The sequence below is a fragment of the Halopseudomonas xiamenensis genome, from assembly GCF_014219065.1.
Lineage (GTDB): Bacteria > Pseudomonadota > Gammaproteobacteria > Pseudomonadales > Pseudomonadaceae > Halopseudomonas > Halopseudomonas xiamenensis.
On the sequence record NZ_JACLGO010000012.1, the window covers coordinates 86,412 to 105,657 of the forward strand.

Genomic DNA, 19,246 nt, shown 5'->3' on the forward strand with positions numbered 1-19,246 from the left:
CAGAATCCTGAAATATCAGCGCAGCATGCCGCTGCCGTAACCTTTCAGGTTCGATTTCTTCAAAAGAGACTCGTACTGCTGTGAAACGAGGTGCGATTGTACTTGCGACATGAAGTCCATCACAACCACCACGACGATCAGCAGCGAAGTCCCGCCCAGGTAGAACGGCACGTTGGCCGACACCACCAGGAACTGCGGCAGCAAGCAGACCGCAGTCATGTACAGCGCACCGAACATGGTCAGGCGGGTCAGTACACCGTCGATATAGCGGGCGGACTGTTCACCCGGGCGAATACCCGGAATGAAGGCGCCTGACTTCTTCAGATTGTCAGCCACATCCTTGGGGTTGAACATCAAGGCTGTATAGAAGAAGCAGAAGAAAATGATCCCTGCACTGAACAGAATGATATTCAACGGCTGGCCCGGTGCGATCGCCTGGGACAGGCTCTGCAACCAACCCATGCCTTCACCCTGGCCGAACCAGGTGCCCAGGGACGCCGGGAACAGCAGGATACTGCTGGCAAAGATCGCTGGAATCACACCAGCCATGTTCACCTTCAACGGCAGGTGGCTGGTCTGCGCAGCGAACACCTTGCGACCTTGCTGACGCTTGGCGTAGTTGACGGTAATCCGCCGCTGGCCACGCTCGACAAAGATCACGAAGGCGATCATCGCTACTGCCAGCAGCGCGATGGCGATCAGGGCGAAGATATTGATATCACCCTGACGGGCCGCCTCGAAGGACTGCCCGATCGCGCTCGGCAAGCCGGCGACGATGCCAGCGAAGATCAGCATGGAGATACCGTTGCCGACACCCCGCTCGGTGATCTGTTCGCCCAGCCACATCATGAACATGGCACCGGCGACGAAGGTAGTGACCGCTATGAAATAGAAGCCAAAACCACCAGCGAAGGCCACGCCCTGGCTGGCCAGGCCAACCGACATCCCCACCGCCTGGATGAATGCCAGAACCAGTGTGAGATAGCGGGTGTACTGACTGATCTTGCGGCGTCCGGACTCGCCTTCCTTCTTCAACTGCTCAAGGGTGGGGCTGACCGCCGTCATCAGCTGCATGATGATGGATGCAGAGATGTACGGCATGATCCCCAGAGCGAAGATACTCATCCGCTCCAGGGCACCACCCGAGAACATGTTGAACAGGCTAAGAATGGTCCCCTCATTCTGTCTGAACATATCAGCCAGGCGATCAGGATTGATACCGGGCACCGGTATATGCGCGCCAATTCGGTAAACGATGATTGCCAGGAACAGGAAGCGCAAGCGCCCCCACAGTTCGGTCAGGCCGCCTTGATTCATTCCAGAGAGAGCGCCTTGCTTAGCCATGTAGTCCTTATTCCTCGATCTTGCCGCCAGCTGCTTCGATCGCTGCACGGGCACCCTTGGTAGCCATCAGGCCCTTGAGTGTAACCGCTTTGGTCACATCACCGGACAGGACGACCTTGGCCCGCACAAACTTGCTGCCAATGATGTTGGCATCTTTCAATGCCTGCAGATCAATGACATCAACGTCCAGCTTGTTCAGCTCGCTGGTACGAATTTCGGCAGTAACCATCGCAATTCTGGAGGTAAAGCCGAACTTCGGCAGACGACGGTGCAACGGCTGTTGACCACCCTCGAAACCCGGAGCGACCTTACCGCCGGAGCGCGAAGTCAAACCCTTGTGGCCGCGGCCGGCAGTCTTGCCCAGGCCGCTGCCGATACCACGACCGACGCGCAGCTTGGCTGGGCGTGCACCGGGCGCGGAACGCAGATCATTCAGTTTCATGTCTTAACCCTCGACCCGGACCATGTAGGCGACCTTGTTGATCATCCCACGAACAGCCGGAGTATCTTCCACTTCGACGGTGTGACCGATGCGACGCAGACCCAGGCCTTGGATACAGGCCTTGTGGCTGGGCAGACGACCGATCACGCTCTTGAACTGGGTGACTTTGATTTTTGCATTAGCCATGTCAGCTTACCCCACGATGTCTTCAACGGTCTTGCCACGCTTGGCCGCAACAGACTCGGGAGACTGCATTGACTTCAGACCCTTGTAGGTAGCCTGGACAACGTTGACCGGATTAGTGGAACCGTAACACTTGGCCAGTACGTTATGAATGCCTGCAGCTTCCAGAACGGCGCGCATTGCACCGCCGGCGATGACACCGGTACCTTCGGAAGCCGGCATCATGAACACCTTGGAGGCGCCATGAGCGGCACGCAGCGGATACTGAATGGTGGTGCCATTCAGATCCACCTGGATCATGTTACGACGTGCGGCTTCCATGGCCTTCTGGATCGCAGCAGGCACTTCACGCGCCTTGCCACGACCGAAGCCCACGCGACCATTGCCATCGCCGACCACGGTCAGCGCGGTGAAGGCAAAGATCCGACCGCCTTTGACTACTTTGGCGACGCGGTTAACCTGAACCAGTTTCTCAATGTAACCTTCGTCACGCTTTTGCTCGAAATTAGCCATAGCTCTACCCTTAGAATTCCAGCCCGCCTTCACGAGCGGCGTCGGCCAGCGCTTTCACGCGGCCATGATACTTGAAGCCGGAACGGTCGAAGGAGACCTGAGTTACACCGGCGGCCTTGGCACGCTCAGCAACCAGAAGTCCAACCTGCTTGGCGGCTTCAGCGTTGCCGGTGTTGCCACCGCGCAGACTGGCGTCAAGAGTGGAAGCGCTGGCCAGAACCTTGGAACCATCGGCCGAGATCACTTGCGCGTACATGTGCTGCGAAGAACGGTACACGCACAGACGTACGGCTTCGAGCTCGCGCAGTTTCAGACGCGAACGACGAGCGCGACGGAGACGAATAACTTTTTTATCGCTCATTTTGCTATGCCCTACTTCTTCTTGGCTTCTTTACGACGCACGACCTCGTCGGCGTAGCGAACACCCTTGCCTTTGTAAGGCTCTGGGCGACGGAAGTCGCGGATTTCCGCGGCTACCTGGCCGATCAGTTGCTTGTCGATACCTTTGATGACGATATCAGTCTGGCTCGGGGTTTCCACGGAAACACCTTCCGGCAACTGATAGTCGATCGGGTGGGAGAAGCCCAGAGCCAGAGACAGAACCTGCCCCTTGGCCTGCGCCCGGTAACCTACCCCGACCAGCTGCAGCTTGCGCTCGAAGCCTTGGCTGACGCCTACAACCATGTTGTTGACCAGTGCACGTGTGGTGCCGGCCATGGCTGCATTGACACTACCAGGACGCGGTGCGAAACGCAGCTCGCCGTCTTCCTGGACCATCTCGACGGCAGGATGCATATTCAGGCTAAGGGCGCCCTTGGGGCCCTTGACCGATACTTCCTGGCCGTCAACTTTGATTTCTACACCCTGCGGCAATTTGACAGGGTTTTTAGCGACGCGAGACATCGTAACCCCCTATCAGAATACGGTGCAGAGCACTTCGCCGCCGATACCGGCAGCGCGAGCGGCACGATCAGTCATCACACCCTTGTTGGTGGAGACGATCGACACACCCAGTCCACCCTTGACCTTGGGCAGCTGGTCAACGGACTTGTACTGACGCAGACCAGGACGACTGGTGCGCTTCAGCTCTTCGATTACCGGCTTGCCCTCGAAGTACTTGAGCTCGATCGACAGAACAGGCTTGATATCGCCCTGAACTTCGTAACCGGCTACATAGCCTTCTTCTTTAAGGACTTTGGCGACAGCCACCTTCAGCTTTGCCGAAGGCATGCTGACACTGGACTTTTCAGCCATCTGGGCATTACGGATACGGGTTAGCATATCGGCTAACGGGTCCTGCATACTCATGGGCTTTGTGCTCCTGAAACTGAGTAATTAAGGTCTTGTTTACCAGCTGGCCTTGACCAGACCGGGTACATCACCGCGCATGGCAGCTTCGCGCAGTTTGATGCGGGAAAGACCGAACTTGCGGTATACGCCGTGCGGACGGCCAGTCACGCGGCAGCGGTTACGCTGACGCACTGGGCTCGCATCACGCGGCAATTTCTGCAGGGCTACCTGGGCATTCCAACGGTCTTCGACAGACACGTTGACGTTGCCGACCAGCGCCTTGAGCTCAGCACGCTTGGCGGCGTACTTGGCAACCAGACGAGCGCGCTTGGCCTCGCGGTTCTTCATGCTGATTTTGGCCATTGCTGACTCCTAGTTGCGGAACGGGAAAGCAAACGCGCGCAGCAGCGCACGGCCTTCATCGTCAGTCCGAGCAGTGGTGGTGAAGGTAATGTCCAGACCACGCAGGGCATCGATCTTGTCGTAATCGATTTCCGGGAAGATGATCTGCTCCTTGACACCCATGCTGTAGTTGCCGCGACCATCGAAGGACTTGGCATTCAGACCACGGAAGTCACGTACACGCGGCAGCGAGATCGACAGCAGACGATCCAGGAATTCGTACATCTGCTCACGGCGCAGGGTCACCTTGACACCGATCGGCCAGCCATCACGAATCTTGAAGCCAGCAATCGACTTGCGGGAATAGGTCACGATGCCTTTACGGCCGGTGATCTTTTCCAGGTCAGCCAGTGCGTTTTCAATGACTTTCTTGTCACCTACTGCTTCACCAAGGCCCATGTTCAGGGTGATCTTGGTGATTTTCGGAACTTCCATCACGTTCTGCAGGCCCAGTTGTTCCTTGAGCTGCGGAACCAGGGTGTTCCGATAATGTTCTTTCAATCTTGCCATGGTAAGCACCTAGATTCTCAAGCGTCGACGGCTTTTTGGGTCGACTTGAAAATACGAACCTTCTTACCGTCTTCGACCTTGAAGCCGACGCGATCGGCCTTGCTGGTCTCAGGGTTGAAGATAGCCACGTTGGAGACGTGGATCGGCGCCTCCTTTTCAACAATACCGCCCTGCACACCGGCCATCGGGTTGGCCTTGGTGTGGCGCTTGATAATGTTGACACCGGAAATCACCAGGCGGTTGTCGACCAGGACCTTGAGGACCTTGCCGCGCTTGCCTTTGTCTTTGCCGGCGATGACGATTACGTCGTCGTCACGTTTGATCTTTTGCATGACCGGGCTCCTTACAGCACTTCGGGCGCGAGGGAAACGATCTTCATGAACTGCTCGTTACGCAGCTCACGAGTCACTGGCCCAAAGATGCGGGTACCGATCGGCTCATTCTTGTTGTTGAGCAGAACAGCAGCGTTGCCATCGAAACGGATCAGCGAACCGTCGGTACGGCGTACGCCGTGACGGGTACGCACGATGACCGCAGTCAGCACCTGGCCTTTCTTTACTTTGCCGCGCGGAATCGCTTCCTTCACGGTCACCTTGATGATATCGCCAATGCCAGCGTAGCGACGGTGAGAACCGCCCAGAACCTTGATGCACATAACGCGGCGTGCACCACTGTTGTCAGCCACATCCAGCATGGATTGAGTCTGAATCATAACTTTCTCCGACCCTTAAATAATCCGCTATAACAGCGCGGGGCTTAGACTTGCGCCGCGCGCTCGTCGATCTGTACCAGGGTCCAGCTCTTGGTCTTGGCCAAGGGACGGGTTTCCCGAATGGTTACCAAATCGCCGATGCGGCATTCGTTGTTCTCGTCATGCGCATGCAGCTTGGTAGACCGACGTACGTACTTGCCGTACAGCGGATGCTTTACCTGACGCTCGATGAGCACAGTAACGGTTTTTTCCATCTTGTCGCTGACCACACGGCCAGTAACGGTACGAACTGTAGTGTTCTCGGCCATGATCAGTTACCACCTTTCTGATTGAGCACGGTCTTGACTCGAGCGATGTCACGCTTGGTCTGCTTCAGCAGGTGACTCTGGCCGAGTTGACCGGTTGCCTTCTGCATGCGCAGATTGAACTGGTCACGCAGCAGGGTGAGCAGCTGCTCGTTCAGCTGCTCGGCAGATTTTTCACGAAGTTCTGTCGCTTTCATCACATCACCGTCCGCTTAACAAAGGTGGTTGCCAGCGGCAGCTTGGCAGCGGCCAGGGCAAATGCCTCGCGCGCCAGCTCTTCGGAAACACCTTCAATCTCATACAGGACCTTGCCCGGCTGAATCTGGGCTACCCAGTATTCGACGTTACCCTTACCTTTACCCATCCGCACCTCGAGAGGCTTCTTGGAGATCGGCTTGTCAGGGAAGACACGGATCCAGATTTTACCGCCACGCTTGACGTGACGAGTCAGAGCACGACGTGCCGCTTCAATCTGACGTGCGGTCAAACGACCACGGCTGACGGATTTGAGTGCGTATTCGCCAAAGCTCACTTTACTGCCGCGATGCGCCAGGCCACGGTTGTGACCGGTCATCTGCTTGCGGAACTTCGTACGCTTGGGTTGTAACATGTGCGTACCCCTTACTTAGCAGCTTTTTTCTTGGTCGCGACGGCTTTGACTTCCTCGGGCTGACCACCAATGATCTCGCCTTTGAAAATCCAAACCTTCACACCGATCACACCGTAGGTGGTGTGGGCTTCAGCCGTTGCGTAGTCGATGTCGGCACGCAGAGTGTGCAGCGGCACACGGCCTTCACGGTACCATTCGGTACGGGCGATCTCGGCGCCGCCGAGACGGCCGCTGACCTGGATCTTGATACCCTTGGCACCAATACGCATGGCGTTCTGTACAGCACGCTTCATCGCGCGGCGGAACATGACCCGACGCTCGAGCTGCTGGGCAACGCTCTGGGCCACCAGGGCACCGTCGAGTTCCGGCTTGCGGATCTCTTCGATGTTGATGTGCACCGGAACACCCATCTGGCTGGTCAGTTCCTGACGCAGCTTCTCGACGTCCTCGCCTTTCTTGCCAATCACGATGCCTGGGCGGGCGGTGTGAATGGTGATGCGGGCGGTCTGTGCCGGGCGCTGGATGTCAACGCGGCTGACAGAAGCGCTTTTCAATTTGTCCTGAATGTACTCGCGTACCTTCAAGTCAGTGTTCAGATAGTCCGCATAGGTGCGGCCATCTGCGTACCACACCGAAGTGTGCTGTTTAACAATACCGAGGCGAATGCCCGTCGGATTTACTTTCTGACCCATGTGATCGACTCCTACTTGTCAGCAACCTTGACCGTGATGTGGCAAGACCGCTTTACGATGCGATCAGCGCGGCCCTTGGCCCGCGGCATGATGCGCTTCAGGGAGCGACCTTCGTTGACAAACACGGTGGAGACCTTCAGGTCATCCACGTCTGCACCATCATTGTGCTCGGCGTTGGCAATCGCCGACTCCAGCACTTTCTTGATGATGTCAGCGGCCTTCTTGTTGCTGAAAGTCAGCAGATTCAGGGCCTCGTCCACCTTCTTCCCGCGGATCTGATCGGCGACCAAGCGAGCTTTCTGGGCAGAGAGTCGGGCGCCCTTAACGGTAGCGGCTACTTCCATCTTCCTAACCCCTTAGCGCTTGGCTTTCTTGTCTGCCGCGTGACCGCGATAGGTACGCGTGGCAGAGAATTCGCCCAATTTATGGCCGACCATGTCTTCGGTAACAATGACCGGAACATGCTGACGACCGTTGTGTACTGCGATGGTCAGACCAACCATCTGCGGCAGAACCATGGAGCGGCGCGACCAGGTCTTGACTGGCTTGCGATCGTTCTTTTCTGCTGCTGTTTCGACCTTCTTCAACAGGTGAAGATCGATAAAAGGACCTTTCTTCAGAGAACGCGGCACGTCGTTTCCCCTCTATTACTTGCTGCGACGACGGACAATCATATTGTCAGTGCGCTTGTTGGACCGAGTCTTGGCACCCTTGGTGGGGAAGCCCCACGGCGACACCGGATGACGACCACCAGAAGTACGCCCTTCACCACCACCATGCGGGTGATCAACCGGGTTCATGGCAACACCACGAACGGTCGGACGCACACCGCGCCAGCGAGTGGCACCGGCTTTGCCCAGGGAGCGCAGGCTGTGTTCACCGTTGGATACTTCACCCAGGGTGGCACGGCACTCGCCGAGGACCTTGCGCATTTCGCCGGAACGCAGGCGAACGGTGACATAGGCGCCTTCACGGGCGACCAGCTGTACGGAAGCACCGGCACTGCGGGCAACCTGAGCGCCTTTACCCGGCTTCAGTTCGATCGCGTGGATGGTGCTACCCACCGGGATGTTGCGCAGCGGCAGAGTGTTACCGGGCTTGATCGGCGCATCGGCACCAGAGACCAGTTGATCGCCAGCAGTCACACCCTTGGGCGCGATGATGTAGCGACGCTCGCCATCGGCATACTTCAGCAGAGCAATATGAGCGGTACGGTTCGGATCGTATTCGATACGCTCAACGGTGGCAGGAATGCCATCCTTGTTGCGACGAAAATCGACCAGACGGTAGTGCTGCTTATGACCGCCACCACGATGACGCGTGGTGATACGACCATTATTGTTACGTCCACCAGACTTGCCTTGCTTCTCCAGCAGAGGTGCATAGGGAGCACCCTTGTGCAGGTCCGAGCTTACGACCTTTACAACGAAGCGGCGGCCAGCGGAAGTAGGTTTACATTTAACAATCGCCATGATGTACCCCTGTCTTATTCAGCGCTGGCAAAGTCGATGTCCTGACCGGGCTGCAGGCTGACATAGGCCTTCTTCCAGTCATTACGCTTGCCCAGGCCGCGAACGGTTCGCTTGGTCTTGCCTTTGACATTCAGAGTCGACACGCTGTCGACCTTGACGTTGAACAGTTGCTCAACGGCTTTCTTGATTTCCAGCTTGGTCGCGGTGGTGTCCACCTTGAACACGATCTGGTTCTTGCTGTCAGCCAGCACGGTAGCCTTCTCGGATACATGCGGGCCAAGCAGTACTTTGAAAATGCGCTCTTGGTTCATCCCAGCATCTCCTCGAACTTCTTAACAGCAGGCACGGTGATCAGTACCTTGTCGTAAGCGATCAGGCTGACCGGGTCGGAACCCTGCACGTCACGCACATCGACATGCGGCAGGTTACGTGCAGCCAGGTACAGGTTGGTATCCAGGCTATCGGTAACGATCAGCACGTTCTCCAGGCTCAGCTCCTTGAGCTTGCCAACCAGGGCCTTGGTCTTGGGCGCTTCGACACCGAAGCTGTCAACCACGACCAGGCGATCCTGACGCACCAGCTCGGACAGGATCGAGCGCATGGCGCCACGATACATCTTCCGGTTGAGCTTCTGCTCATGGTTGCGCGGACGAGCTGCAAAAGTGGTACCGCCCCCGCGCCAGATCGGGCTGCGGATGGTACCGGCACGAGCGCGACCGGTGCCTTTCTGGCGCCAGGGCTTCTTGCCGCCACCGGACACTTCGGAGCGGGTCTTCTGCTGCTTGGTGCCCTGACGACCACCAGCCATGTAGGCAACAACGGCTTGGTGAACCAGGGTCTCGTTAAACTCGGTGGCGAAGGCCAGATCGGATACTTCGATCGCGCTCGCACCAGCTACATTCAAATTCATCTGGACTCCCCCTTAACCCTTGACCTTGACGGCCGGGCGGACAATAACGTCGCTGCCGGGTGCGCCGGGAACCGGGCCCTTGATCAGCAGCAGGTTACGTTCGGCGTCGACACGTACGATTTCCAGGGTCTGCACAGTCACTTGTCTGGCGCCCATGTGTCCGGCCATTTTCTTGCCCTTGAATACGCGACCGGGGGTTTGGCACTGGCCAATGGAACCCGGAACACGGTGGGACAGGGAGTTACCGTGGGTGGCATCCTGGCCGCGGAAATTCCAGCGCTTGATGGTACCGGCAAAGCCCTTACCTTTGGACTGACCGGTAACGTCGACTTTCTGGCCCGCTTCGAAAATACCAACGGTGATTTCTGCACCCGCGTCGAATTCGGCACCTTCTTCCAGGCGGAATTCGCATACGCTGCGACCTGCAGCAGTATTGGCTTTGGCAAAATGCCCGGCCATCGGCTTGCTGACGCGACTGGCGCGACGCTCGCCCACGGTGATCTGAACAGCCTGATAGCCGTCCTTATCCAGGGACTTGACTTGAGTGATACGGTTTGGCTCGACCTCGACCACCGTAACAGGAATGGAAACACCATCTTCAGTGAAAACGCGGGTCATACCGCATTTCCGGCCGACTACACCAATAGTCATGTTGTAAACCTCATGAGTGCACGGGGCTATTACCCGCTATGGCCGCCCATTTCAGGGCGTTACACGGCTGGATAGCCCCCGTCGTGTGGGGCTATCAGCCGAGGCTGATCTGAACCTCAACGCCAGCTGCAAGGTCCAGTTTCATCAGCGCATCGACAGTCTTGTCGGTGGGCTGAACGATATCCAGTACCCGCTTGTGGGTACGAATTTCATATTGATCCCGGGCATCTTTGTTGACGTGCGGAGAAATCAGCACGGTAAAACGCTCTTTGCGTGTCGGCAAAGGTATCGGACCACGCACCTGAGCCCCAGTACGTTTCGCGGTATCCACGATTTCCTGGGTTGATTGATCTATCAGGCGATGGTCAAAAGCCTTCAACCGAATACGAATCTGTTGGTTCTGCATTTGACCAGAAACTCCAAGTTTCAATTCTTCAGAGCACACCCAGACACAGGCGGGCCCATCCAAGGGAGGCGCAATATTACAGACGCACCAGCCCAGTGTCAACCACAATACAAAAGCCCCCGATCATCGGGGGCTCTTGTTTACAGCTGGATCATCAGGCGATGATCTTGGCAACCACGCCGGCGCCAACGGTACGACCACCTTCGCGAATCGCGAAGCGCAGGCCGTCTTCCATGGCGATCGGAGCGATCAGGGTGACAACCAGCTTGACGTTGTCGCCCGGCATGACCATTTCCACGCCTTCCGGCAGTTCGCAGGAACCGGTCACGTCAGTGGTACGGAAGTAGAACTGCGGACGGTAGCCCTTGAAGAACGGGGTGTGACGACCACCTTCGTCCTTGCCCAGCACGTACACTTCAGCTTCGAACTGGGTGTGCGGCTTGATGGTGCCCGGCTTGGCCAGAACCTGACCACGCTCAACGTCTTCACGCTTGGTACCACGCAGCAGAACGCCAACGTTCTCACCGGCACGGCCTTCGTCCAGCAGCTTGCGGAACATCTCGACACCAGTACAGGTAGTCTTGACGGTGTCCTTGATACCAACGATTTCCACTTCTTCCTGGACGCGAACGATACCGCGCTCAACACGGCCAGTCACAACGGTACCGCGACCGGAGATCGAGAACACGTCTTCGATCGGCATCAGGAACGGCTTGTCGATGGCACGCTCAGGCTCAGGAATGTAGCTGTCCAGAGTCTCGACCAGGGTCTTGACGGCGGTGGTGCCCATGCCGTTGTCGTCCTGACCGTTCAGCGCCATCAGCGCCGAACCAACGATGATCGGCGTGTCGTCGCCAGGGAAGTCGTAAGTGCTCAGCAGATCGCGCACTTCCATTTCCACCAGCTCCAGCAGCTCTTCGTCGTCAACCATGTCGGCCTTGTTCAGGAACACGACAATGTAGGGTACGCCTACCTGACGGGACAGCAGGATGTGCTCGCGGGTCTGCGGCATGGGGCCGTCAGCAGCGGAGCAGACCAGGATCGCGCCGTCCATCTGGGCAGCACCGGTGATCATGTTCTTGACGTAGTCGGCGTGACCAGGACAATCAACGTGCGCGTAGTGACGAGTCGGGGAATCGTACTCTACGTGCGAGGTGTTGATGGTGATACCGCGCGCCTTTTCTTCAGGGGCGTTATCGATCTGATCGTAACCCTTGGAGGTGCCGGCGCTGCCGAACACTTCGGCGCAAACGCGGGTCAGGGCAGCGGTCAGAGTGGTCTTGCCATGGTCAACGTGACCGATGGTGCCCACGTTCAGGTGCGGTTTGCTGCGTTCAAACTTTTCTTTTGCCACGATTAGTAACCTCTTGAATTAGCCAGGAAGCAATCAACCTTGCTTCTTGATAATAGCGTCAACGATGTTCGAGGGAGCCTCGGCGTATTTGGAGAACTCCATGGAGTAGCTCGCGCGTCCTTGGGACATGGAGCGTACATCCGTGGCGTAACCAAACATCTCACCCAGCGGAACCTCAGCACGGATGACCTTCCCGGAGGGAGAGTCTTCCATACCCTGGACCAGACCACGACGACGGTTGAGGTCACCCATCACGTCACCCATGTAGTCCTCAGGGGTCACTACTTCAACTTTCATGATCGGCTCGAGCAGAACAGCACCGCCTTTCTGGGCCAACTGCTTGGTGGCCATGGAAGCGGCGATCTTGAACGCCATTTCGTTCGAGTCCACATCATGATAAGAACCATCAAAGATGGTTGCCTTGAGGCTGAGCAGGGGGTAACCGGCGAGAACACCGTTCTTCATCTGCTCATCAATGCCCTTCTGTACCGCAGGAATGTATTCCTTGGGTACCACACCACCAACCACTTCGCTGGCGAAAACCAGACCTTCGGCAGCTTCATCAGCCGGCTCGAAGCGAATCCAGACGTGACCGAACTGACCACGACCACCGGACTGGCGCACGAACTTGCCTTCGATTTCACAAGTATTGCGAATCGCTTCGCGATAGGCCACCTGCGGCTTGCCGATGTTGGCCTCAACGTTGAACTCGCGCTTCATGCGGTCAACGATGATGTCCAGGTGCAGCTCACCCATACCACCGATGATGGTCTGGCCGGATTCCTCGTCAGTACGCACGCGGAAGGACGGATCTTCCTGGGCCAGTTTGCCCAGAGCGATACCCATCTTCTCCTGGTCGGCCTTGGTCTTCGGCTCGACGGCAACATGGATTACCGGCTCGGGGAATTCCATGCGCTCCAGTACGATCTGCTTTTCCATATCGCACAGGGTGTCACCGGTGGTCACATCCTTCATGCCGATCAGGGCAGCGATGTCACCAGCGCGCACTTCCTTGATTTCTTCGCGGTTGTTGGCCTGCATCTGCACCATACGGCCGACGCGCTCCTTCTTGCCCTTGACCGAGTTGATCACCGAGTCACCGGAAGCCAGTACGCCGGAGTACACGCGAACGAAGGTCAGGGTACCAACGAAGGGGTCGGTAGCGATCTTGAACGCCAGTGCGGCGAAAGGCTCGTCGTCACTGGAAATACGCTGATCGGTCTTCTCGTCGTCATCCGGGTGTACACCCTTGATGGCCTCGACCTCATCAGGGGCCGGCAGGAAGTCGATAACGGCGTCCAGCACCAGCGGCACACCCTTGTTCTTGAACGAGGAACCGCAGACAGCGGGAACGATTTCGCTGGCAAGGGTACGCTGACGCAGACCGGCCTTGATCTCTTCCAGAGTCAGTTCGCCCTCTTCCAGGTACTTGTTCATCAGCTCTTCGTTGGCTTCGGCAGCTGCTTCGACCAGATTCTCGCGGTACTGATTGGCCAGCTCGACCATGTCTTCCGGGATCTCTTCCTCACGGAAGGTCATACCCATGTCGGCATCGTTCCAGTAGATAGCCTTCATGCGCAGCAGATCGACCTGACCTGCGAAGTTCTCTTCCGAACCGATCTGCAGCTGCAGCGGCACCGGGGTGTGACCCAGGCGCTTCTTGATCTGCTCGACCACGCGCAGGAAGTTGGCACCCTGACGGTCCAGCTTGTTCACGTAGACAATACGCGGCACACCGTACTTGTTGGCCTGACGCCATACGGTCTCGGACTGCGGCTCAACCCCGGAGGTGCCGCAGAATACCACGACCGCGCCGTCGAGCACGCGCAGGGAACGCTCTACTTCGATGGTGAAGTCAACGTGGCCGGGGGTGTCGATGACGTTTACGCGGTGCTGCTTGTACTGCTTCTCGGAACCCTGCCAGAAGGCGGTTACCGCAGCAGAGGTAATGGTGATACCACGCTCCTGCTCCTGCGCCATCCAGTCAGTGGTACTGGCGCCATCATGGGTTTCACCCATCTTGTGGTTGACGCCGGTGTAGAACAGGATCCGTTCCGTGGTTGTGGTTTTGCCCGCATCGACGTGCGCACAAATACCGATATTTCGGTACAGATTGATCGGGGTTGTACGAGCCACGATAGTCTCCTGAGTCGTTGTTTAGAAGCGATAGTGGGAGAAGGCTTTGTTAGCTTCAGCCATACGGTGCACGTCTTCACGCTTCTTGACCGCAGAACCTTTGCCTTCGGATGCATCAAGCAGTTCACCAGCAAGGCGCAGATCCATCGACTTCTCGCCACGCTTACGGGCAGCATCTACCAGCCAGCGCATTGCCAGGGCATTGCGGCGGGAGGGACGCACTTCAACCGGAACCTGGTAGGTGGCACCACCTACACGGCGCGACTTGACCTCGACCAGCGGCGCGATGGCATCGAGTGCCTTTTCGAACAGCTCGACCGGATCATCAGTCTTGGTACGCTCTTTGACTTTTTCCAGAGCACCGTACACGATGCGCTCAGCGGTGGATTTCTTGCCGCTTTCCATTACATGGTTCATGAATTTGGCGAGAATCTGGCTGCCATATTTTGGTTCTGGCAGGATCTCACGTTTTGCCGCTACACGACGTCTTGGCATGATAAGCCCTCAAACGGTCTTCAGGTTAGCTCAGGACTGCAACAATATGGTTACGCCTGACCTTACTCTTATCGACTCAGGTTAAATGAATTCAATTACTTCGGACGCTTGGCGCCGTACTTGGAACGACCCTGCTTACGGTCTTTGACACCGGAGGTGTCCAGCGAACCGCGAACAGTGTGGTAACGCACACCCGGCAAGTCTTTTACACGGCCGCCGCGAATCAGAACGACGCTGTGCTCTTGCAGGTTGTGGCCTTCACCACCGATATAGGAAGAAACTTCGAAGCCGTTGGTCAGGCGCACACGGCAGACCTTACGCAGAGCCGAGTTCGGCTTCTTCGGCGTGGTGGTATATACGCGAGTACATACACCGCGACGCTGCGGGCAGTTCTGCAGCGCGGGCACGTCGCTTTTTTCAGCAACACGCTTGCGCGGCTTTTGAACCAGCTGGTTGATTGTTGCCATCTAGCAAAACTCCATAGATGTCCCTGGGACATATTAAATAAAACGGCAGGGCAAAATGCCCCGCCTATTTTAGGGGTACGGAATTCTATAGACCCCGCCCCTGAGCGTCAAGCACACCCGCCGCGGTCCGCGACGGGTGACACTACCTAGTTGCCGCTGAAATTCAGCGCATCGGACAGTGCCTGCTCGACTTCACTTGCACTTACCTTGGTCGGCTTGTCAGCCATGCGCTGACGCTTGCGCTCGGCGTGATAGGCCAGACCGGTACCGGCCGGAATCAGACGACCGACCACCACGTTTTCCTTCAGACCGCGCAGATGATCGCGCTTGCCGGTGACGGCAGCCTCGGTCAGCACGCGGGTGGTCTCCTGGAAGGAGGCCGCCGAAATGAACGATTCGGTCGACAGCGAGGCCTTGGTGATACCCAGCAGCACGCGCTCGTACTTGGCCGGGAACTTGTCCTGCGTCGCCAGCGTCTCGTTCTCTTCCAGCACCTGGGTCAGCTCGACCTGGTCACCCTTGATGAAGCTGGAATCGCCGGACTCGGTGATCTCGACCTTGCGCAGCATCTGACGGATGGTCACCTCGATGTGCTTGTCGTTGATCTTCACACCCTGCAGGCGGTACACGTCCTGGATCTCGTTGACGATGTACTTGGCCAGCTCGCTGACACCCAGCAGACGCAGGATATCGTGCGGGTTGCTCGGACCATCGGAGATAACCTCACCCTTGGTGACCTGCTCACCCTCGAACACGTTCAGGTGACGCCACTTCGGAATCAGCTCCTCGTACGGATCGCTGCCATCGGTGGGGGTGATCACCAGGCGACGCTTGCCCTTGGTTTCCTTGCCGAAGGAAATGGTCCCGCTGACTTCCGCCAGGATGGACGGCTCCTTCGGACGGCGCGCCTCGAACAGATCCGCCACGCGCGGCAGACCCCCGGTGATATCGCGGGTCTTGGAGGTTTCCCGCGGGATACGCGCGATAACGTCACCAATGGTTACCTGCGCCCCATCGGACAGGTTGACCTGGGTCTTCTCCGGCAGGAAGTACTGCGCCGGCACATCGGTACCCGGCAGCATCAGTTCCTTGCCGTCGCTGCCGATCAGCTTGATGGTCGGACGGATATCCTTACCAGCGGACGGCCGCTCGTGTACCGCCATCACCTCGATGTTGCTCAGGCCGGTCAGCTCGTCGGTCTGGCGGCGGATGGTGATACCCTCCTCCATGCCCACGAACTGCACGGTACCGGCGATTTCGGTCACGATCGGGTGGGTGTGCGGGTCCCACTTGACCACCACCTGCCCGGCCTGGACCTGCTCACCCTCATGGATGGAGATCACTGCACCGTAAGGCAGCTTGTAGCGCTCGCGCTCACGACCGAACTCGTCGGCCAGGGCCAGCTCACCGGAACGGGACACGGCAACCAGCGCACCATCGTCACGCACCACATGCTTGAGGTTGTGCAGACGAATGGTACCGGCGCTCTTGACCTGAACGCTGTCCTGCGCGGCGGTCCGGCTGGCCGCACCACCGATGTGGAAGGTACGCATGGTCAGCTGGGTACCCGGCTCACCGATCGACTGGGCAGCGATGACACCCACTGCCTCACCGATGTTGATCTGGTGCCCACGGGCCAGGTCGCGACCATAGCAGGTGGAGCACACACCGTAGCGGGTTTCACAGGTGATCGGCGAACGTACCAGCACTTCATCGACACTGTTGGTTTCGAGGAACTCGACCCACTGCTCGTCGATCAAGGTACCGGCATTCACGATCACCTCGTCGGTGCCCGGCTTGAGCACGTCGCGGGCGATGACCCGACCCAGGACCCGCTCACCCAGCGGCTCGACGATGTCGCCACCTTCGATATGCGGCTTCATCACCAGACCCTGGTCGGTGCCACAGTCCACTTCGGTGATCACCAGATCCTGGGCCACATCGACCAGACGACGGGTCAGGTAACCGGAGTTGGCGGTCTTCAGTGCCGTATCGGCCAGACCCTTACGGGCACCGTGGGTGGAGATGAAGTACTGCAGTACGTTCAGACCCTCACGGAAGTTGGCGATGATCGGCGTCTCGATGATCGAGCCGTCCGGCTTGGCCATCAGGCCACGCATACCGGCCAGCTGGCGAATCTGTGCCGCCGAGCCCCGGGCACCGGAGTCAGCCATCATGTACATGGAGTTGAAGGACTCCTGGTCCACTTCCTTGCCTTCGCGGTCGAGGACACGGTCAACCTTCAGGTTGTCCATCATCGCCTTGGAAATTTCATCGTTGGCACGGGACCACAGGTCGATGACCTTGTTGTACTTCTCGCCGGCGGTAACCAGACCCGAGGCATACTGGTCCTCGATTTCCTTCACTTCGGCGGTGGCACGCTCGATGATGTCCGCCTTCTCCTGCGGAATCTCGAAGTCGTTGACACCGATCGAGGCACCGGAAATGGTCGAGTAGGCGAAACCGGTGTACATCAACTGGTCAGCGAAGATCACGGTTTCCTTCAGACCCACCACCCGGTAGCTGGTGTTGATCAGCTTGGAGATCGCCTTCTTCTTCAACGGCTGATCGACCAGCGCGAAGGGCAGCCCCTCGGGCAGGATCTGGAACAGCAGTGCACGACCGACAGTGGTGTCGACGATACGGGTTTCGGTTACCGTGCTGCCGTCCTGGTGCTTGACGGTCTCGGTAATGCGTACCTTGACCAGCGCATGCAGTTCGACCTGGCCGCTGCGATAGGCCATTTCGACTTCGGCAATGCTGCTGAAACGCATGCCTTCACCGCGCGCATTGATATGCGAACGGGTCATGTAGTACAGCCCCAGAACCACGTCCTGCGACGGCACGATGATCGGCTCGCCGCTGGCCGGCGACAGGATGTTGTTGGTCGACATCATCAGCGCACGGGCTTCCAGCTGGGCTTCCAGGGTCAGCGGTACGTGCACGGCCATCTGGTCACCGTCGAAGTCGGCGTTGTACGCCGCACACACCAGCGGGTGCAGCTGGATGGCCTTACCTTCGATCAGCACCGGCTCGAACGCCTGGATACCCAGACGGTGCAGGGTCGGGGCACGGTTCAGCAGTACCGGATGTTCGCGGATGACTTCGGCGAGGATATCCCAGACCTCGGGCAGCTCACGCTCGACCATCTTCTTGGCGGCCTTGATGGTGGTCGCCAGGCCACGGTGTTCCAGCTTGCCGAAGATGAACGGCTTGAACAGTTCCAGGGCCATTTTCTTCGGCAGACCGCACTGGTGCAGACGCAGGGTCGGACCAACCACGATCACCGAACGACCGGAGTAGTCGACGCGCTTGCCCAGCAGGTTCTGACGGAAACGACCCTGCTTGCCCTTGATCATGTCGGCCAGGGATTTCAGCGGGCGCTTGTTGGTACCGGTGATGGCACGACCGCGACGGCCGTTGTCCAGCAACGCATCCACCGACTCCTGCAGCATGCGCTTCTCGTTGCGCACGATGATGTCGGGCGCCGACAGATCAAGCAGGCGCTTGAGACGGTTGTTACGGTTGATCACCCGGCGGTACAGGTCGTTCAGGTCCGAGGTGGCGAAGCGGCCACCGTCCAGCGGTACCAGCGGACGCAGGTCCGGCGGCAGTACCGGCAGCACGGTCATGACCATCCACTCCGGCTTGTTGCCGGAGCCGTGGAAGGCTTCCATCAGCTTCAGACGCTTGGACAGCTTCTTGATCTTGGTTTCCGAGGTGGTCTGCGGAATTTCCTCACGCAGGCGGCCGATCTCGTGATCCAGATCCATCGCGGTCAGCAGCTGGAATACCGCTTCGGCACCCATGCGCGCGTCGAACTCGTCACCGAACTCTTCCAGCGCTTCGAAGTACTGCTCATCGTTCAGCAGCTGGCCCTTCTCCAGCGTGGTCAGACCCGGCTCGATCACCACATAGCTTTCGAAATACAGTACCCGCTCGATATCGCGCAGGGTCATGTCCAGCAGCAGACCGATCCGGGACGGCAGGGATTTCAGGAACCAGATGTGCGCGACCGGCGAAGCCAGCTCGATGTGGCCCATGCGCTCACGACGCACCTTGGCCAGGGCGACTTCCACGCCGCACTTCTCGCAGATCACGCCACGGTGCTTGAGGCGCTTGTACTTGCCGCACAGGCACTCGTAGTCCTTGACCGGGCCAAAGATCTTGGCGCAGAACAGGCCGTCACGCTCCGGTTTGAAGGTACGGTAGTTGATGGTTTCCGGCTTTTTCACTTCGCCGTAGGACCAGGACCGGATCATTTCCGGCGATGCCAAGCCGATTCGGATGGAATCGAACTCTTCAATCTGTCCTTGGGACTTGAGCAGGTTCAATAAGTCTTTCAAGGCCTA

The 19,246-nt window shown here is 58.1% G+C and carries 27 protein-coding genes; all 27 read right to left on the reverse strand.

All coding sequences use genetic code 11. The features are described from left to right. Positions 1-15: 15 nt before the first annotated feature. The gene (secY, locus tag H6X51_RS10180) at positions 16-1,344 is read right to left on the reverse strand and encodes a preprotein translocase subunit SecY (protein ID WP_185267433.1); all 1,329 of its coding nucleotides are present in this window, start codon (positions 1,342-1,344) and stop codon (positions 16-18) included. A gap of 7 nt (positions 1,345-1,351) precedes the next feature. After that, entirely contained in the window at positions 1,352-1,786 is a 435-nt protein-coding gene (rplO, locus tag H6X51_RS10185; RefSeq protein WP_185267434.1) for a 50S ribosomal protein L15, read from the reverse strand. Positions 1,787-1,789: 3 nt separating this feature from the next. Continuing rightward, positions 1,790-1,972 carry a 50S ribosomal protein L30 gene (rpmD, locus tag H6X51_RS10190; RefSeq protein WP_185267435.1) on the reverse strand — a complete coding sequence of 61 codons (183 nt, stop codon included), beginning with the start codon at positions 1,970-1,972 and terminating at the stop codon, positions 1,790-1,792. Between the two features lie 6 nt (positions 1,973-1,978). Further along, positions 1,979-2,482 carry a 30S ribosomal protein S5 gene (gene rpsE, locus H6X51_RS10195; RefSeq protein WP_185267436.1) on the reverse strand — a complete coding sequence of 168 codons (504 nt, stop codon included), beginning with the start codon at positions 2,480-2,482 and terminating at the stop codon, positions 1,979-1,981. A gap of 10 nt (positions 2,483-2,492) precedes the next feature. After that, positions 2,493-2,843, reverse strand: coding sequence for a 50S ribosomal protein L18 (gene rplR, locus H6X51_RS10200; RefSeq protein ID WP_185267437.1), 351 nt, complete (start codon positions 2,841-2,843; stop codon positions 2,493-2,495). 11 nt (positions 2,844-2,854) lie between these two features. Beyond that, positions 2,855-3,385, reverse strand: coding sequence for a 50S ribosomal protein L6 (gene rplF, locus H6X51_RS10205; protein WP_185267438.1), 531 nt, complete (start codon positions 3,383-3,385; stop codon positions 2,855-2,857). 12 nt (positions 3,386-3,397) lie between these two features. Beyond that, positions 3,398-3,790, reverse strand: coding sequence for a 30S ribosomal protein S8 (rpsH, locus tag H6X51_RS10210; protein WP_185267439.1), 393 nt, complete (start codon positions 3,788-3,790; stop codon positions 3,398-3,400). Between the two features lie 39 nt (positions 3,791-3,829). After that, complete coding sequence (gene rpsN / locus H6X51_RS10215; RefSeq protein WP_185267440.1) at positions 3,830-4,135, reverse strand: 30S ribosomal protein S14; 306 nt, start codon at positions 4,133-4,135, stop codon at positions 3,830-3,832. 9 nt (positions 4,136-4,144) lie between these two features. Next, positions 4,145-4,684, reverse strand: coding sequence for a 50S ribosomal protein L5 (gene rplE / locus H6X51_RS10220; RefSeq protein WP_185267441.1), 540 nt, complete (start codon positions 4,682-4,684; stop codon positions 4,145-4,147). A 17-nt stretch (positions 4,685-4,701) separates the two neighbouring features. Next, on the reverse strand, positions 4,702-5,016 hold the full coding sequence (gene rplX, locus H6X51_RS10225; protein WP_185267442.1) for a 50S ribosomal protein L24: 315 nt from the start codon (positions 5,014-5,016) through the stop codon (positions 4,702-4,704). 11 nt (positions 5,017-5,027) lie between these two features. Next, positions 5,028-5,396: a 50S ribosomal protein L14 gene (gene rplN, locus H6X51_RS10230; protein ID WP_036993708.1), complete on the reverse strand. Its 369-nt coding sequence runs from the start codon at positions 5,394-5,396 to the stop codon at positions 5,028-5,030. A gap of 44 nt (positions 5,397-5,440) precedes the next feature. Next, positions 5,441-5,704, reverse strand: a complete 264-nt coding sequence (gene rpsQ, locus H6X51_RS10235) for a 30S ribosomal protein S17 (RefSeq protein ID WP_185267443.1) — start codon at positions 5,702-5,704, stop codon at positions 5,441-5,443. A 2-nt stretch (positions 5,705-5,706) separates the two neighbouring features. Further along, positions 5,707-5,898 carry a 50S ribosomal protein L29 gene (gene rpmC / locus H6X51_RS10240; RefSeq protein WP_036993711.1) on the reverse strand — a complete coding sequence of 64 codons (192 nt, stop codon included), beginning with the start codon at positions 5,896-5,898 and terminating at the stop codon, positions 5,707-5,709. Further along, positions 5,898-6,311 carry a 50S ribosomal protein L16 gene (gene rplP, locus H6X51_RS10245; RefSeq protein ID WP_036993714.1) on the reverse strand — a complete coding sequence of 138 codons (414 nt, stop codon included), beginning with the start codon at positions 6,309-6,311 and terminating at the stop codon, positions 5,898-5,900. The genes rpmC and rplP overlap by 1 nt, the downstream gene beginning before the upstream one ends. 11 nt (positions 6,312-6,322) lie before the next feature. Beyond that, complete coding sequence (gene rpsC / locus H6X51_RS10250; RefSeq protein WP_185267444.1) at positions 6,323-7,003, reverse strand: 30S ribosomal protein S3; 681 nt, start codon at positions 7,001-7,003, stop codon at positions 6,323-6,325. Positions 7,004-7,014: 11 nt separating this feature from the next. After that, the gene (rplV, locus tag H6X51_RS10255; RefSeq protein WP_185267445.1) at positions 7,015-7,347 is read right to left on the reverse strand and encodes a 50S ribosomal protein L22; all 333 of its coding nucleotides are present in this window, start codon (positions 7,345-7,347) and stop codon (positions 7,015-7,017) included. 12 nt (positions 7,348-7,359) lie between these two features. Then, positions 7,360-7,635 carry a 30S ribosomal protein S19 gene (gene rpsS, locus H6X51_RS10260; protein WP_105646756.1) on the reverse strand — a complete coding sequence of 92 codons (276 nt, stop codon included), beginning with the start codon at positions 7,633-7,635 and terminating at the stop codon, positions 7,360-7,362. 15 nt (positions 7,636-7,650) lie between these two features. Continuing rightward, positions 7,651-8,475, reverse strand: a complete 825-nt coding sequence (gene rplB / locus H6X51_RS10265) for a 50S ribosomal protein L2 (protein WP_185267446.1) — start codon at positions 8,473-8,475, stop codon at positions 7,651-7,653. Positions 8,476-8,489: 14 nt separating this feature from the next. Continuing rightward, complete coding sequence (gene rplW, locus H6X51_RS10270) at positions 8,490-8,786, reverse strand: 50S ribosomal protein L23 (protein WP_105646758.1); 297 nt, start codon at positions 8,784-8,786, stop codon at positions 8,490-8,492. Then, on the reverse strand, positions 8,783-9,385 hold the full coding sequence (gene rplD, locus H6X51_RS10275) for a 50S ribosomal protein L4 (RefSeq protein WP_185267447.1): 603 nt from the start codon (positions 9,383-9,385) through the stop codon (positions 8,783-8,785). Before rplD ends, rplW begins: the two co-directional genes overlap by 4 nt. Positions 9,386-9,397: 12 nt before the next feature. Beyond that, a complete protein-coding gene (gene rplC / locus H6X51_RS10280; RefSeq protein ID WP_185267448.1) occupies positions 9,398-10,036 on the reverse strand; it encodes a 50S ribosomal protein L3 in 639 nt (212 codons plus the stop codon). Positions 10,037-10,130: 94 nt separating this feature from the next. Beyond that, positions 10,131-10,442 (reverse strand): 30S ribosomal protein S10, encoded by a 312-nt coding sequence (rpsJ, locus tag H6X51_RS10285; RefSeq protein WP_044501102.1) that lies wholly within the window; start codon positions 10,440-10,442, stop codon positions 10,131-10,133. A gap of 154 nt (positions 10,443-10,596) precedes the next feature. Next, positions 10,597-11,796 carry an elongation factor Tu gene (tuf, locus tag H6X51_RS10290; RefSeq protein ID WP_105646772.1) on the reverse strand — a complete coding sequence of 400 codons (1,200 nt, stop codon included), beginning with the start codon at positions 11,794-11,796 and terminating at the stop codon, positions 10,597-10,599. A 33-nt stretch (positions 11,797-11,829) separates the two neighbouring features. After that, positions 11,830-13,932: an elongation factor G gene (fusA, locus tag H6X51_RS10295; protein WP_185267449.1), complete on the reverse strand. Its 2,103-nt coding sequence runs from the start codon at positions 13,930-13,932 to the stop codon at positions 11,830-11,832. Between the two features lie 21 nt (positions 13,933-13,953). Next, entirely contained in the window at positions 13,954-14,427 is a 474-nt protein-coding gene (gene rpsG, locus H6X51_RS10300) for a 30S ribosomal protein S7 (RefSeq protein WP_185267450.1), read from the reverse strand. A 95-nt stretch (positions 14,428-14,522) separates the two neighbouring features. Beyond that, positions 14,523-14,894 carry a 30S ribosomal protein S12 gene (gene rpsL / locus H6X51_RS10305; RefSeq protein WP_036993737.1) on the reverse strand — a complete coding sequence of 124 codons (372 nt, stop codon included), beginning with the start codon at positions 14,892-14,894 and terminating at the stop codon, positions 14,523-14,525. 146 nt (positions 14,895-15,040) lie between these two features. Continuing rightward, positions 15,041-19,240: a DNA-directed RNA polymerase subunit beta' gene (rpoC, locus tag H6X51_RS10310; protein ID WP_185267451.1), complete on the reverse strand. Its 4,200-nt coding sequence runs from the start codon at positions 19,238-19,240 to the stop codon at positions 15,041-15,043. Positions 19,241-19,246: the final 6 nt, after the last annotated feature.

What these genes read in the sequence shown, in the direction of transcription:
- rplN (WP_036993708.1), bottom strand. Translation starts at nt 5,396, where the DNA reads ATGATTCAGACTCAATCCATGCTGGATGTGGCTGACAACAGTGGTGCA.
- rplF (WP_185267438.1), bottom strand. Translation starts at nt 3,385, where the DNA reads ATGTCTCGCGTCGCTAAAAACCCTGTCAAATTGCCGCAGGGTGTAGAA.
- rpsN (WP_185267440.1), bottom strand. Translation starts at nt 4,135, where the DNA reads ATGGCCAAAATCAGCATGAAGAACCGCGAGGCCAAGCGCGCTCGTCTG.
- rpsQ (WP_185267443.1), bottom strand. Translation starts at nt 5,704, where the DNA reads ATGGCCGAGAACACTACAGTTCGTACCGTTACTGGCCGTGTGGTCAGC.
- rpsE (WP_185267436.1), bottom strand. Translation starts at nt 2,482, where the DNA reads ATGGCTAATTTCGAGCAAAAGCGTGACGAAGGTTACATTGAGAAACTG.
- rpsL (WP_036993737.1), bottom strand. Translation starts at nt 14,894, where the DNA reads ATGGCAACAATCAACCAGCTGGTTCAAAAGCCGCGCAAGCGTGTTGCT.
- rplO (WP_185267434.1), bottom strand. Translation starts at nt 1,786, where the DNA reads ATGAAACTGAATGATCTGCGTTCCGCGCCCGGTGCACGCCCAGCCAAG.
- rplP (WP_036993714.1), bottom strand. Translation starts at nt 6,311, where the DNA reads ATGTTACAACCCAAGCGTACGAAGTTCCGCAAGCAGATGACCGGTCAC.
- rpsG (WP_185267450.1), bottom strand. Translation starts at nt 14,427, where the DNA reads ATGCCAAGACGTCGTGTAGCGGCAAAACGTGAGATCCTGCCAGAACCA.
- rpsC (WP_185267444.1), bottom strand. Translation starts at nt 7,003, where the DNA reads ATGGGTCAGAAAGTAAATCCGACGGGCATTCGCCTCGGTATTGTTAAA.
- rpmC (WP_036993711.1), bottom strand. Translation starts at nt 5,898, where the DNA reads ATGAAAGCGACAGAACTTCGTGAAAAATCTGCCGAGCAGCTGAACGAG.
- rplV (WP_185267445.1), bottom strand. Translation starts at nt 7,347, where the DNA reads ATGGAAGTAGCCGCTACCGTTAAGGGCGCCCGACTCTCTGCCCAGAAA.
- rplX (WP_185267442.1), bottom strand. Translation starts at nt 5,016, where the DNA reads ATGCAAAAGATCAAACGTGACGACGACGTAATCGTCATCGCCGGCAAA.
- rplW (WP_105646758.1), bottom strand. Translation starts at nt 8,786, where the DNA reads ATGAACCAAGAGCGCATTTTCAAAGTACTGCTTGGCCCGCATGTATCC.
- rpsJ (WP_044501102.1), bottom strand. Translation starts at nt 10,442, where the DNA reads ATGCAGAACCAACAGATTCGTATTCGGTTGAAGGCTTTTGACCATCGC.
- rpsH (WP_185267439.1), bottom strand. Translation starts at nt 3,790, where the DNA reads ATGAGTATGCAGGACCCGTTAGCCGATATGCTAACCCGTATCCGTAAT.
- rplE (WP_185267441.1), bottom strand. Translation starts at nt 4,684, where the DNA reads ATGGCAAGATTGAAAGAACATTATCGGAACACCCTGGTTCCGCAGCTC.
- rplB (WP_185267446.1), bottom strand. Translation starts at nt 8,475, where the DNA reads ATGGCGATTGTTAAATGTAAACCTACTTCCGCTGGCCGCCGCTTCGTT.
- secY (WP_185267433.1), bottom strand. Translation starts at nt 1,344, where the DNA reads ATGGCTAAGCAAGGCGCTCTCTCTGGAATGAATCAAGGCGGCCTGACC.
- rplR (WP_185267437.1), bottom strand. Translation starts at nt 2,843, where the DNA reads ATGAGCGATAAAAAAGTTATTCGTCTCCGTCGCGCTCGTCGTTCGCGT.
- rpmD (WP_185267435.1), bottom strand. Translation starts at nt 1,972, where the DNA reads ATGGCTAATGCAAAAATCAAAGTCACCCAGTTCAAGAGCGTGATCGGT.
- rplC (WP_185267448.1), bottom strand. Translation starts at nt 10,036, where the DNA reads ATGACTATTGGTGTAGTCGGCCGGAAATGCGGTATGACCCGCGTTTTC.
- rplD (WP_185267447.1), bottom strand. Translation starts at nt 9,385, where the DNA reads ATGAATTTGAATGTAGCTGGTGCGAGCGCGATCGAAGTATCCGATCTG.